Genomic DNA, 12,971 nt, shown 5'->3' with positions numbered 1-12,971 from the left:
ACGCCTTGCGCGCAGACTTTGTGCGGCATAGCGTCCGCCGCTTCCTGATAATGACACTCCCCGGGGGCCCAATGCGCCGACTTTCCTTCGCCATCGCCACGCTGCTCGCAGCCACCGCCATGGCTCCGCTCGCCATCGCCAGAGGCCCGGACGGCCCCGCAGCGCCGAGCGCACCCGTCGACAAGATCGTCGACGAGGGCACCAACCGCAGCGAAGTGATGCGCGTCGCCCAGTACCTCACCGACGTGATCGGCGCGCGACTCACCAATTCGCCGGGCATGCGCCAGGCCGAGGACTGGACCCAGGCCAAGTTCCGCGAATGGGGCCTGACCAACGTGCACAAGGAGGGCTTCGAGTTCGGTCGCGGCTGGAGCGCGAAGAACGCCGGTGTGAAGATGATCGCCCCGCGTCCGCTCACCCTGATCGCCGCGCCGCTCGCCTGGACGCCGGGAACCAACGGTCCGATCACCGGCCAGGTCGTGCTCGCCCCGATGGCCGACGAAGCCGCGCTCGATCAGTACAAGGGCAAGCTCAAGGGCAAGATCGTCCTGCTCACCGAGCCGACCGACATCACCGACGCGACCGACCCCGATTTCCGCCGCTATGGTGACGCCGATCTCGACAAGGCCGACACCTTCCAGCTGCAGAACGGCGGCGCCAGCGCGAATCGCCGCCCGAGCAGCGCCAGCCGCATGGCCTTCACCGCCAAGCGCGACGCCTTCCTGAAGGCCGAGGGCGCGATCGCCTATGCCACCATGTCGTCGCGCAACGGCAAGCTGGTCCATGGCCAGAACAGCCAGTTCCAGGTCGGCGCGACCCCGCCCCTGCCGGGCTTCGAGATCGCCGCCGAGGATTATCGCCGCCTAACCCGCCTCGCCAAGATGGGCGCGGCGCCCAGCCTCGAGCTCAACAGCGAGGTCAGCTACGACGACAGCGACACCAAGGCCTACAATATCCTGGCCGACATCCCCGGCACCGACGCCAAGGCAGGCTATGTGATGGCCGGCGCCCATATGGACAGCTGGGCGATGGGCGACGGCGCGGCGGACAATGCCGCCGGCGTTTCGATGGTCATGGAGGCCGCGCGCATCATCAAGGCATCGGGCATCAAGACGAAGCGCGCGATCCGCTTCGCGCTGTGGTCGGGCGAGGAGCAGGGCCTGCTCGGCTCGATGGCCTATGTCGAGAACCATGTCGCCAGCCGCCCGGTCGATCCGGCACTGACCGGCACCAATCGCTACATGAACTGGAGCAAGGCCTTCCCGATCAAGCCGGGCGCCGACCATTCCAAGCTCGCCGCCTATTTCAACCTCGACAACGGCTCGGGCAAGATCCGCGGCATCTATACCCAGGGCAATACCGCGGTGGTGCCGATCTTCCGCGAGTGGCTGGCGCCGTTCAACTCGATGGGCGCGACCAAGGTGGCGACCGGCCGCACCGGCAGCACTGATCACGTGTTCTTCGACGCAGTGGGCATCCCGGCCTTCCAGTTCATCCAGGATCCGCTCGACTATGGCTCGAACGTCCACCACACCGATGTCGACACGTTCGACCATCTGAAGCCGGACGACATGCGCCAGGGCGCGATCATCCTCGCCACCTTCCTGGTCAACGCCGCCAACGCGCCCGAGCCGCTGCCGCGCCTGCCGCTGGCGAGCGAGCCCAAGGCTTCGGACGGATTCTACGCAGCACCGGGAGCACATTGATGGCCAAGCGTGGACACCGGCCGAGCCAGGCATCGTCGAACCGCCCGCGTTTCTACGGGCGGCACGCGGTGCTGGCGGCGCTCGACAATCCCGAGCGCGTGGTGCGCAAGATCTGGGGCACGCACGACGCGCTCGCCAATCTCGACATCCCGTCGACCATCCCGGTCACCTTCGCCAATGCCGCCGATCTCGGCCGGCTGGTGCCCAGCGACGCGCCGCACCAGGGGCTGGTCGCCGAAGTTGATCCGCTCGAGGAGATGTGGCTGGGCGACCTGCTCGCACAGGGGGCAGGCGACAACCGCCCGCTGATCGTGCTCGACCAGGTGACCGATCCGCACAATGTCGGCGCGATCCTGCGCTCGGCTGCGGCGTTCGACGCGCTCGGCATCGTCACCCAGGACCGGCACGCGCCGAGCGAGACGGGCACCCTCGCCCGCGCCGCGGCGGGCACGCTGGAACAGGTGCCGTGGTGCCGCGTGGTGAACCTCGCCCGCGCGCTCGAGGAGATCGCCGAGGCGGGCTTCTGGCGCATCGGCCTGACCGGCCATGCCAACGGCACGCTGGCCGAGGTGATGGGCGAGCAGCGCAAGGTCGCTCTGGTACTCGGTGCCGAGGGCGAAGGCATGCGGCAGAACACCGAGGCGCACTGCGACGAGCTTGCGAAGCTGCCGATCTCGGATAAGGTCGAGAGCCTGAACGTTTCCAATGCTGCGGCGATCGCCCTGTATGCGGTGACGGTTCGCGGCTGAACGCCAAGGGGGATCCAATGCTGCATCGTCTGAAGGCCATCGCATTCGCGCTGGTCGCGCCGCTGGTGCTCGCCAGCTGCCTGTTCGTGCCCGGCAAGTTCCAGTCGGCGCTGACCATCCGTGCCGACCGCACCTTCAGCTTCTCCTACAAGGGCGAAGTGATGGCGATCGACCTGCAGGGCTTTGCGGGCAAGGCGATGCAGGAAGGCATGGCGGACGCGGCCAAGGAGAAGTCCGGCAAGAAGGGCAAGACGCCCGAGAAGGCGCCGGACTTCACCCTGACGCCCGAGGAGAAGGCCAAACAGGACGAGAATTTCCGCAAGCTCGCGGTCGAGATCGCCAAGGAGGCCGGCTATCGCAGCGTCGAATATCGCGGCAACGGGCTGTTCTGGGTCGACTACCAGATCTCCGGCACGCTCGATCACGGCTTCGTCTACCCGTATAATCTCGACAACCAGATGATCATGCCGTGGATCGCGGTGGAGCTGCGCGGCAAGGACCTGATCCGCGTCAAGGCGCCGGGCTATGTCCGCGAGAGCGGCAAGGGCAATGGCATGGGCGACATGAGCGCGCTGGGAGCCGCGGGCCTGGGCGACATGGGCGAGGCCTTCTCGCGGCTGGAAGGCACCTTCGTGCTGACCACCGATGCCGAGCTGGTGAGCCAGAACAACGAGGAAGGCGCGGTGACCGTCGGCAAGGACAAGGTCATCACCTGGAAGACCGACACCACCACCGACGATGCGCCGATGGCGTCGATCCGGGTGCGGGCGATCAACTGAACCAAACTATCCATCTCCCGCTTGCGGGAGATGGAGGGAGCCGCGAAGCGGCGGAAGGGTGAGGGTCAGCAAGGGCGGCAAGCGATGCGTTCGCGGCCCGCACACACCCTCACCCTGGCTCACGATGCTCGCCATCCCTCTCCCGCAAGCGGGAGAGGGAGAATTAGTCCTCTTCCGCGATCCGCACCCGCAGGCCGTCGAGGTCCGGGCCGAACGGGATCTGGCACGACAGGCGCGAATATTCGTCGCGGTCGCCGGCGCTGTCGAGCAGGTCGTCCTCGTCCATGCTCATCTTAGGCAGTTTGGCCGCAAATTCCGGATCGACATGGACGTGGCAGGTCGCGCACGAGCAGCAACCGCCACACAGCGCGAGCAGCTCGTCGAAGCCGCTCTCGCGGATCACTTCCATCACGCTAAGGCCCGCTTCGCCCATGACCTCGCGCTCTTCACCACTTCTGGTCACGACGATAAGCTTGGGCATGACGTTCTCCTTCAATCGCTCCGTCCATGCCGCCGAACGCGGCGCTTCGCAAGGCGGTGCCCCATGGGCCTGAGCGCCGAGCAGCTCCGAGCGTCGCTCGATGCGCTCGCCGCACGCGAACCGCTGATCGCTGCAGCGATCGGCCGCGTCGGCTATCCCCCGCCCCGCATCCGCGACCGCGGCTATGAGACGCTGCTGCGTACCATCGTCGGGCAGCAGGTGAGCGTGGCCGCGGCCCAGGCGATCTGGAACAGGATGGCGGCGCAGCTCGGCGACCTGACCGACCCCGGCAACATCGCCCGCACCACCCTCGACGACCTGCGCGCAGCCGGCCTGTCACGCCAGAAGGCGGCCTATGCCCATAGCCTGGCCGAGGAAGTGACGAGCGGACGGCTCGACCTGGCAGCGCTGCCCGAGGACGACGAGGCGGCGATCGCCCAACTGGTGCGGATCAAGGGGATCGGCCGCTGGTCCGCCGAGGTCTATCTGCTCTTCGCCGAGGGGCGCCCCGATATCTGGCCGGCCGGCGACCTGGCCGTGCAGATCGAGGTCGGGCGGATCATGGGCCATGCCGAACGGCCGAGCGAAAAGCTGACCCGCGAAATCGCCGAAGCCTGGCGCCCGCACCGCGGCGCGGCGGCGGTGTTCGCATGGCATCATTATAATTCGGAGATGGAAGTGATTTGAGCGGGCAAGCCCCTCCCCCGAAGGGGAGGGGCTTTATTGGTTGGCCCCCAGCCCCACCGCGATCGCACCGAGCGGACCTGCCATCGTACCCAGCCCCGGCGCGCCGACCCGCGCGTCGATGGTCTCGGCCCATTCGGCGAGCGCGCCATAGCCACCCAGGCTATGGACCAACCGAGTACGGATACGGGGGAAGAGATAGTCGCGCGCCGCCACCACGCCACCGCCGATGGCGATGCGCTCGGGCGCGGCGGTGACGACGAGATTGTGGAGCATGCCGACCAGGTCATGAACGAACAGGTCCCATTCGGGGCCATCGTCCGGCAGCTGGTTGCCGGGCATGCCGAAGCGCTGGGCGAGCGCTGGGCCCGAGATCAGCCCCTCGAGGCAGTCGCCATGGAAACGGCACCAGCCGGGATAGGTATCGCCCGGCGCGCGCGGCAGGCGCATGTGCCCGGCCTCGCCATGCGCCCAGCCCATCACCGGCCTGCCGCCGGTGACCAGCCCGACGCCCACCCCGGTGCCGATGGTGATATAGGCATGTGCGGCCATGCCCTGCGCCGCGCCCCAGCGGCCCTCGGCCAGCGCAGCGCCGTTGACGTCGGTCTGGAAGCCGATCGGCCTGCCGTAGCGCGCCGCCAGCCGGCGGACGAGATCGGTGCCGGTCCAGCCCGGCTTGGTGGTGGCGGTGATCGAGCCATAATCGGCACGCGCCGGATCGAGGCCGACGGGGCCGAAGCTGGCCACCCCGATCGCATCGAAGCTCCAATGGTCGAGCGCCGCTTCGATACCCGCGAGCGTGGCTGCGGGATCGGTGGTGGGCACGGTCACGCGGTCGCGCACGTCGCCCGGGCCGGAGGCGAGCAGGGCCACGCATTTGGTGCCGCCCAGCTCCAGGCCGGCGATCAGCTTTTCTTGAGTCATCCCGGTTTCGCTAGCGTGGTTTTTGCCGGCAAAAAAGGGGCCCTCGACAAGCCGCCACCAGAGGCATTTTTCGCGTGGCGGGCATTGCGGCGGCCCGGGGGCGACCACATTTGCCGGCTTCCCCTCCCCTCGCTCCCCAAAGAGGTATGTCCATGCGTTACAACCAGCTCGGCCGCACCGGCCTGATCGTCTCCGAACTCTGCCTTGGCACCATGACCTTTGGCGGCGAAGGCGAGCTTTGGGGGAAGATCGGTCAGCTCCAGCAGGAAGAGGCCGACGCGCTGGTGAAGGCCGCGCTCGATGCGGGGATCAACTTCTTCGACACGGCGAACATGTACTCGGAGGGCCGCTCGGAACAGATCCTCGGCCAGTCGCTCAAGAATCTGGGCGTGGCGCGCGACGAAGTGGTGGTCGCCACCAAGGTGCTCGGGCGGATGCACGCCGGCCCGAACGGCGCCGGAGCCTCGCGCGGACATATCCTGACGCAGGTGGAGAAGAGCCTGGAGCGGCTCGGCACCGACTTCATCGACCTCTACCAGATCCATGGCTTCGACAGCGCGACGCCGTTCGAGGAGACGCTCTATGCGCTCGACAGCCTCGTCCGGAAGGGCGTGGTGCGGTATATCGGCCTGTCGAACTGGGCGGCGTGGCAGGTGATGAAGGCGGTCGGCATCGCGGCGGCGAAGGACTATGCCCCGATCGCCTCGCTGCAGGCCTATTACACGATCGCCGGGCGCGACCTGGAGCGCGACGTGATCCCGATGCTCGACAGCGAGGGCGTGGGCTTGATGGTGTGGAGCCCGCTCGCCGGCGGCTTCCTGTCGGGCAAGTACACGCGCGAGGGCGAAGGCGAGGGTCGCCGCGCCGCGTTCGACTTCCCGCCGGTGAACAAGGACCGCGGCTATGCCGTGATCGACGTGCTGCGCGAACTGGCCGAGGCCAAGGACCGCTCGGTCGCGCAGCTGGCGCTGGCCTGGCTGCTCTACCAGAAGAGCGTCTCCACCGTGATCCTGGGCGCCAAGCGGCCCGATCAGCTGGCGGACAATCTGGGTGCCGTCGAGGTGGAATTCACGACCGAGGAGCTTGCCCGGCTCGACGAAGTGAGCAAGCTGCCGGCGGAATATCCCGGCTGGATGATCGAGCGCCAGAACGGCTATCGCGGCGGGCCCAGCGAGCGGCGGTGAGCCCTTCTTTCCCTCTACCGCTTGCGGGAGAGGGAGGGAGCCGACGCAGTCGGCGGAAGGGTGAGGGTGAAAGCTGCCGCGCGCAAACCGCTTGCCGCTCTCACACACCCTCACCCTGGCTCGCGATGCTCGCCGTCCCTCTCCCGCAAGCGGGAGAGGGTATTCAATCGAACACCACGGTCAGCGCTTCGGCAAAGGGTCCATTCTTGACCAGATGGCCCGCCTTGCCCGGCGCGCGGCGGAGGTTTCCCCGCTTCAGCAAGGGCTTGAGCATCAGGTGCAGCGTCGCGCGGTTGATGTGGCGGCCGAAGCACTGGTGCAAATCATATCCGAAATGGATGTAATTACTCGCGGGGCGGTTCGGATCGAAGCGGGCCGGATCGGTCACCCGGCGGGGGTCCATCATCGCCGAGGCGAAGGCGGCGAGCACCGTGTCGCCGGCCTTGACCTCCGCTTGGTGCGACGTGCCGCGGGCGATCACGCCGTCGACCAGCACGTTGCGCGGCAGGCCGGGCGCGAGCGGATCGAAGCGCATCGCTTCCTGGACATAGCCCCAGAGCAGGTCGTCATCCCCTGCCCGCGCCGCCGCCTGGGCGCCGGCCAGCGCATCGGGCCGGCGGAGCAGCTGCTCCATCGCCTGGGGCACGACCATCGGCGGCTGGGGCGGCCCGCCGACGATGAAGCCCATCAAATTGGTGCGGATCTCGACATCGGAGAAGCCGGGCACGCCCTTCTTCTGTAGGGCGAGGCAACGGGTCAGCACGTCGTCGCGGCCGGGCGTGACCTTCCGCGCGGCGATCTCCCGGTCGATATGCGCGCGCAGTGCCGGCGCGATCTGGTCGACATCGGCGCGCAGCGCGGGATCGCCCTTGGGATCGGCGAACTGGAACTCGAACAGCCGCGTGCCCCAGACACGCAGGTCGCCGCCCTTGGGCTCGGGCACGCCGAAATAATCGGCGAGCACCGAGAAGGTCACGCGGCGCACCAGCGTGTCGACCACCTCGACCCGGCCCGGCGCCGCCGCGACGATCGCCTCGGCCATCGCCTCGACCTTCTGCCCCAGCCCGGGCAAGTCGCCGGGCAGCACGGCCATGCGCATCGCATCGGTGTCGCGGTGGTAGAGCGGGGTGTCGGCCATGCCGAGGAAGAAGGGCTCGCCGCCCATGATCACGTCGAGCTTGGCCTTGTAGGGCGCGCCGAACACCGGATCGGTGGCGAAAACCTCCTTCACGTCGTCATAGCGCGAGGTCAGCGTCATCCCGCCGAACTTCACCACCGGCTTCCAGCGCCGGAAAAAGGCGAAGGCATAGGGCATGGCGGCGAACACGCGCCCCTCGATCCAGCGCGCGATCCCCCTCTTGCCGGGACGCAGCACGTCGCGGGAGGTGAGCGCGTTCACAGCGAGCCCAGATAGTCGAGCGCGGGCATACTCGGCAGGAAGAAATATTCGCCGCCCGCCATCTGCACGAAGGTCTCGACGTCGATGATCCGGCGCAGCGGATTCTCGGGGATCGTCATCGTGCCCTTGGGGCCGATCAGCGGATCGGTCTCGTCATAGAGGAAGGCGAAATTCGGGTTGAGGATCCAGGTTTGCTGGACGAATTCGAACTGGCGGGTGATGTCGGTGTTCAGGCAGATGAACAGCAGCCCGCGATCGACGTCGTCGGGCGTCGGCGGCACGCTGATCGTCTTGCCGTACTTCCGGCCGCGGCGAAGGATGCGGTGGTTGTTCGCCGCATCGAGCAGGGTCTGCTTGTCCGCCGGCGTAGGCGCCAGGCCATCCCGGGGATTCGCGCGGCGGACGTGACTGCCCAGCGGGCAGCCATGGCCGTGGAGATCGCGGTCCCAGAAGCCGAAATCATTGTTCTCGACCGGGATCGTGCCGCCGAGCGGGCAGAGCAGATTGCCATGCGTGTCGCGCCCGACCACGCGCTCGGCGAGCCAGGTCGTGGTGACGTGCGCCGACCCTTCCGGATCGCGCTCGCGGATATAGGCCGCGCCGGCACGCATCGACTGCCAGAAGGCATAGACGTCCTGCTTGAGCTCGCGGACGACCATGTAGCTGCCGTTGATGCCGAGATCCTTGAAGCCGACGCCCTTGGGATGCTCGGGCAGGCCGCTGGTATTGCCTATGCCGTCGGCGACGACCGGCCCCTGGGCGATCTCGTTATGACCATTCATATGGCCCATCAGGATCTCGCCGAGCGGCACGCCGTTCCAATAGTCCTTGGGCACCTCGGTGCCGTCCTTGTAGACGACGGTGCCCTCTTCGAACGGGATCGGCTGCGAGATGCCGTCGGCGAAGCCGAAATGCTCGCGGGCGATGCCCTGCTTGTCGAGACGCAGGTCGAGCGGCAGGTGGTGCGAGACGGTGACCTCGAACGGCGCGAGCGCCGCGCTCACCTCCTCGCACCAGGCCTCGGCCGCCTCGTCATGCTCGCAATAGAGCAGGACGAGCGCATGGACCGTCACCGGCGTCTTGATCCGCTGCTCGCGGATCTCCTCACGATCGTCGAAGGCGCGCGCCTCGTCGTCCACCGCGGCATCGTCGAGCGGGGTGTTGCCGCTCCACTTGGGCCCGCCGGGGATCACCGTGCCCTGCCAGTCCTCGCCACGCCGGTCACCCAGGCGGCGCAGGCGATCCTCCTGGAACATGCCTTCCTTGAAGGGGCGATCGAACGAGGCGAGCGCATTGGCATTGAGCCCCATCTTCTGGAGCCCGGACCAGGTGAAGCCCATCGCCACGGCGCGCGGATCGCGGCCGTCGGCGTCGGTCACCTGCGCGACCTTGCGCAGCGCCTCCACCCAGGCGCCGCCGCCCTTCTTCTTCACGCCCTTCCAGCCGAATTCCAGGAACAGCGCGCGGCCGGTGGGCAGGTTGGCGAAGCCGCTCACCACCAGGCCCTGGGCCTTGGTGTTGGTCGGCGCGGAGAGATGCCAGTTCGGCGTGCCGCCGCCTTCGCTCACAGGTCGTTGATCCACGCCGCGGCTTCCTTTTCGCTGAGCTGTTTTTTGCGGAGGCCGCAGGCGATGCGGTAGTTCCGCTCGACCTGCTCCGCGGTGAGATCCTTGTAGGCCGAGTACCAGAAGCGGCTGACCGCCATCGAATGGCGCGCCCATTCCTTGAACTGGCGGCCATGGCTGGCGCCGTCCTTCACCAGGAAGCGGGTCGGCGGGAAGCCCACCCCGCTGCTCCAGGCCAAGGTGAGACCGGCATGCGCCTTCTCGATGAAGTCATCGAGATAGCTTTCCCAGGTCTGGTCGAAGTTCGAGAAGAACATCAGCCGGCTGTCGTTGTTGACCCGCGCCCAATGGGCGAAGTGGATCGTGCGCATCGAACCGAGATAGCCGTTGCGGGCCGCCTTCTGGGCGCGCAGCAGCAGGTGCAGACCATGATGGCCGACCCGGATCAGGATCGCGCGCAGCACGCCCGGCTTGATCAGCACGACCGAGCCCATGTGGTTCTGCGGGATCCAGTCCTCGCGCCGCGCCATCTCGCGCAGCATCTTGGGATCGACCGGGGGCGCGTCCTGCGAGGCGTCACGCCGCTCGAGCCAGCGCAGCCAGACGAGGATGCCGGCAACCGTCACCGCGATGCTGGCGCCGCTCCAGGCCGCCCAGATCGCCATGTCCTTCCATGCCGGCCAGAAAGCCTTGTGCCCGAGCCACGACCAGACCGGCGCGCTGACGGTGGCGGCGATCGCGACATAGGCGGCCACCGCGATCGCGACGGGGACGAGCAGGTGTCGGAGGAAGAAGGTGAGGAAGCTGAACCGCGTCGGCGTCGCGGTGCCCGGCAGCGGCTTGCCCATCCGGTAGAGCACGCCGGTGAAGACCGCGAACAGGCCGACGCAGAGCGCGACATACCATTGCCAGCTGAGCTGGCTCTTGAGCACTAGCCCGGGGATCGACAGCGCGAACACCACCAGCAGCACGAACCAGGCGAGCCGGAGATAATCGCCGACGCTCTGGGTGAAGGGAATGCGGGCGGGCGCCTTCTGGTCGAGCCAGCCGAACTGCGGGAGCAGGGCCGCACGGAGCTTGGCGTGGATCTCCACCGGCGTGAGCTTGCGATAGGGGCTGGGCCCGCCATCGTTGCTCTGCGCCAGCTCGGTGCGGGTGCCGAGGAACAGCTTGCCCTCGTCGAGAATCCGGTCGCGGGTCATGCCGCGATTGCCGTGGTGATAGACGGTCGGGGTGAGCGTCCGCGCCTCGAGATAGGGCGCGATCGGCGCACGGCTGTCGAGCGCGGTGACGGCGTCGTAGAGCGGGCCGGTATGATCGAGCGGGCGCTTGCAGCAGCGCAGGAACGCGCGCAGGTCCGGGCCGATCGCCGTCTCCAGCTGCGCCCAGAAAGGCCCGGGCGCGCCGTCGAAATTCGCCTCGATCACGAAGAGCGGGTCGTAGTCGAACCCCGGAAAGGCGGTGAGCGACATGAAATGCACCGCCGGCACCGTCGTCAGGAAGTCGGCGAAGGGACCGGTGCCCCCCGACGGATTCTGGCTGCGCCGGTCGCGCAGGGCGTCGAGCAGGCCCGACAAATGGTCGAAACTCTCGGGCTTTACCTCGAGTGCAACCGACAGCGTGGTTTGCCGCATCCCCATTACGCCCCCTCAAACGACGCGCGTTTGTAGGCACGGGATTTCGCACTTTGATAGGAAATATTCGACATCGCGCCGAAGTGGACGCAACCGTACGCAAAGATGCCCAAAGTTGGCGACGGCGAAGGTCCCTTCCCTTGAAATGACACCGGTGCCATAAAGGTCCAAACAGGAGAGGATCCGGAATGGACATCAGTCGGCGCGGAACGTTCGGAGCGCTAATGTTTGCGGGCGGCGCAGGCCTCCTCCGGCCGGGCGAAGCCGGCGCCGTACCGAACGTGACACCAGCGAACGCTCCAGTCCCCGACTGGAAGCGCGGCTTCGACAACCAGCGCATCTGCGACCTGGGCGACGGGCGGTTCCTGAACCCGCTGCTCGCCGGCGACCATCCCGATCCCGCCATCCTGAAGGACGGCGCGGACTATTACATGACCTTCTCCAGCTTCGATTCCTATCCGGGGCTGACCATCTGGCACAGCCGCGACCTGGTGAACTGGCAGCCGCGCAAGGCCGCGCTGACGAAGAATATCGGCGCGGTCTGGGCGGTGAGCCTGGAGAAGCACAAGGGCCGCTACTTCCTCTACATACCGGTCAAGGCCAGCCCGAACTCGATCTTCGTGATCTGGGCGGACCATATCGACGGGCCGTGGAGCGAGCCGATCGACCTGGGGCTGCACGCCCATATCGACCCCTGCCACGCCGTGGGCGAGGACGGGTCGCGCTGGCTGTTCCTCTCCGGCGGGGACCGGGTGCGACTTTCCGAGGATGGTCTCTCCACTGCCGGGCCGGTCGAGCATGTCTACGACCCCTGGCACTATCCCGAAGACTGGGACGTGGAGGGCTTTTCCCCCGAGGGACCGAAGATCCACCGCCATGGCGGCTGGTTCTACATGATCACCGCGGTGGGCGGCACGGCCGGACCGCCGACCGGGCACATGGTGATCGCGGCACGCGCACGCTCGATCCACGGGCCCTGGGAGCAATGCCCCGCCAACCCGCTGGTCCGCACCGTCCGCAACGACGAGGCCTGGTGGTCGCGCGGCCATGCCAGCCTGGTCGAGGCGCCGGACGGGAGCTGGTGGTCGATCTATCACGGCTTCGAGAACGGATACTGGACGCTGGGGCGCCAGGCGCTGCTAGACCCGATCGAATGGACCGCCGATGGCTGGTTCCGGATGACCGGTGGCGACCTGTCGAAGCCGATCCGCAAGCCGAAAGGCGGCGCGCGGGTGCCGCACGGCCAGGCGCTGTCGGACGATTTCTCGGGGCCGCTGGCGCTGGGCCGGAAGTGGAACTTCTTCAAGCCCGGGCCGAACGAAGCGGACAGAGTGTCCGTGGAAGCTGGCACGCTCACCCTCAAGGCATCGGGCAAGGCGCCGGTGGATAGCTCGCCGCTGCTGCTGATCGCCGGCGACACCGGCTATGAATTCGAATGCGACATCGAGATCGCGCCGGGCGGCACCGCCGGGCTGGTGCTCTTCTATGACGAGAAGCTCTATTGCGGGCTGGGCTTCGACGAGAAGAAGTTCGTCACCCACCAATATGGCATGGAGCGCGGCCGGCCGGCCAATCCCTATGGCCGGCGGCTGCGGATGCGGGTGCGCAACGACAGGCACATCGTGGCGTTCCATCTGTCGGGTGACGGCGGAAAGACCTGGAAGCGGTTCGACCGGGGCATGGAAGTGTCCGGCTATCACCACAATGTGCGCGGCGGATTCCTGATGCTGCGGCCGGGGCTGTATTCCGCTGGTGCAGGTGAGGCGAAGTTCCGGGATTTCCGGTTCCGGGCGCTCTGAGCAGGCGAACTTGGCGATCCTGGCGGTTCCGCGCTAGGCGGGTGCCATGATCGACGCTGGCATGCCC

11 protein-coding genes are annotated in these 12,971 nt (G+C 67.5%); 6 read left to right on the top strand and 5 right to left on the bottom strand.

Annotated elements, in window-relative coordinates; translation table 11 throughout:
• Positions 1-71 precede the first annotated feature (71 nt).
• The 3 genes from GGR46_RS24695 to GGR46_RS24685 are packed head-to-tail and all read left to right on the top strand — an operon-like array spanning position 72 to position 3,234.
• Positions 72-1,706: a M20/M25/M40 family metallo-hydrolase gene (locus tag GGR46_RS24695; protein ID WP_184000763.1), complete on the top strand. Its 1,635-nt coding sequence runs from the start codon at positions 72-74 to the stop codon at positions 1,704-1,706.
• Entirely contained in the window at positions 1,706-2,455 is a 750-nt protein-coding gene (gene rlmB / locus GGR46_RS24690; RefSeq protein ID WP_184000762.1) for a 23S rRNA (guanosine(2251)-2'-O)-methyltransferase RlmB, read from the top strand. The genes GGR46_RS24695 and rlmB overlap by 1 nt, the downstream gene beginning before the upstream one ends.
• Positions 2,456-2,472: 17 nt before the next feature.
• The gene (locus GGR46_RS24685; RefSeq protein ID WP_184000761.1) at positions 2,473-3,234 is read left to right on the top strand and encodes a hypothetical protein; all 762 of its coding nucleotides are present in this window, start codon (positions 2,473-2,475) and stop codon (positions 3,232-3,234) included.
• 163 nt (positions 3,235-3,397) lie between these two features.
• Here the strand turns inward: GGR46_RS24685 and GGR46_RS24680 are convergent, their stop codons facing one another.
• Positions 3,398-3,715 (bottom strand): 2Fe-2S iron-sulfur cluster-binding protein, encoded by a 318-nt coding sequence (locus GGR46_RS24680; RefSeq protein ID WP_184000760.1) that lies wholly within the window; start codon positions 3,713-3,715, stop codon positions 3,398-3,400.
• A 63-nt stretch (positions 3,716-3,778) separates the two neighbouring features.
• Here GGR46_RS24680 and GGR46_RS24675 point away from each other — a divergent pair, with 63 nt between their 5' ends.
• Entirely contained in the window at positions 3,779-4,402 is a 624-nt protein-coding gene (locus GGR46_RS24675; RefSeq protein WP_184000759.1) for a DNA-3-methyladenine glycosylase family protein, read from the top strand.
• A gap of 33 nt (positions 4,403-4,435) precedes the next feature.
• On the opposite strand, the gene GGR46_RS24670 is transcribed toward GGR46_RS24675, so the two are convergent.
• Complete coding sequence (locus GGR46_RS24670; protein ID WP_184000758.1) at positions 4,436-5,323, bottom strand: ROK family protein; 888 nt, start codon at positions 5,321-5,323, stop codon at positions 4,436-4,438.
• Positions 5,324-5,475: 152 nt separating this feature from the next.
• Here GGR46_RS24670 and GGR46_RS24665 point away from each other — a divergent pair, with 152 nt between their 5' ends.
• Positions 5,476-6,507, top strand: coding sequence for an aldo/keto reductase (locus tag GGR46_RS24665; protein ID WP_184000757.1), 1,032 nt, complete (start codon positions 5,476-5,478; stop codon positions 6,505-6,507).
• 163 nt (positions 6,508-6,670) lie between these two features.
• Here GGR46_RS24665 and GGR46_RS24660 read toward each other — a convergent pair whose 3' ends face one another.
• From GGR46_RS24660 to GGR46_RS24650, 3 genes are read right to left on the bottom strand one after another with little or no spacing between them, the layout of a single operon-like run.
• A complete protein-coding gene (locus GGR46_RS24660) occupies positions 6,671-7,906 on the bottom strand; it encodes a cytochrome P450 (RefSeq protein ID WP_184000756.1) in 1,236 nt (411 codons plus the stop codon).
• Complete coding sequence (locus GGR46_RS24655; RefSeq protein ID WP_184000755.1) at positions 7,903-9,489, bottom strand: Dyp-type peroxidase; 1,587 nt, start codon at positions 9,487-9,489, stop codon at positions 7,903-7,905. Before GGR46_RS24655 ends, GGR46_RS24660 begins: the two co-directional genes overlap by 4 nt.
• Positions 9,471-11,111 carry a hypothetical protein gene (locus tag GGR46_RS24650; RefSeq protein ID WP_184000754.1) on the bottom strand — a complete coding sequence of 547 codons (1,641 nt, stop codon included), beginning with the start codon at positions 11,109-11,111 and terminating at the stop codon, positions 9,471-9,473. The genes GGR46_RS24655 and GGR46_RS24650 overlap by 19 nt, the downstream gene beginning before the upstream one ends.
• A gap of 182 nt (positions 11,112-11,293) precedes the next feature.
• On the opposite strand from GGR46_RS24650, the gene GGR46_RS24645 reads away from it, so the two are divergent.
• On the top strand, positions 11,294-12,904 hold the full coding sequence (locus GGR46_RS24645) for a family 43 glycosylhydrolase (protein ID WP_184000753.1): 1,611 nt from the start codon (positions 11,294-11,296) through the stop codon (positions 12,902-12,904).
• Positions 12,905-12,971: the final 67 nt, after the last annotated feature.

This window comes from Sphingomonas kyeonggiensis (assembly GCF_014196745.1).
Classification (GTDB): domain Bacteria; phylum Pseudomonadota; class Alphaproteobacteria; order Sphingomonadales; family Sphingomonadaceae; genus Sphingomonas; species Sphingomonas kyeonggiensis.
The sequence above is the reverse complement of the archived record's forward strand: the minus strand, read 5'-3'. Positions and strand labels throughout refer to the sequence as shown.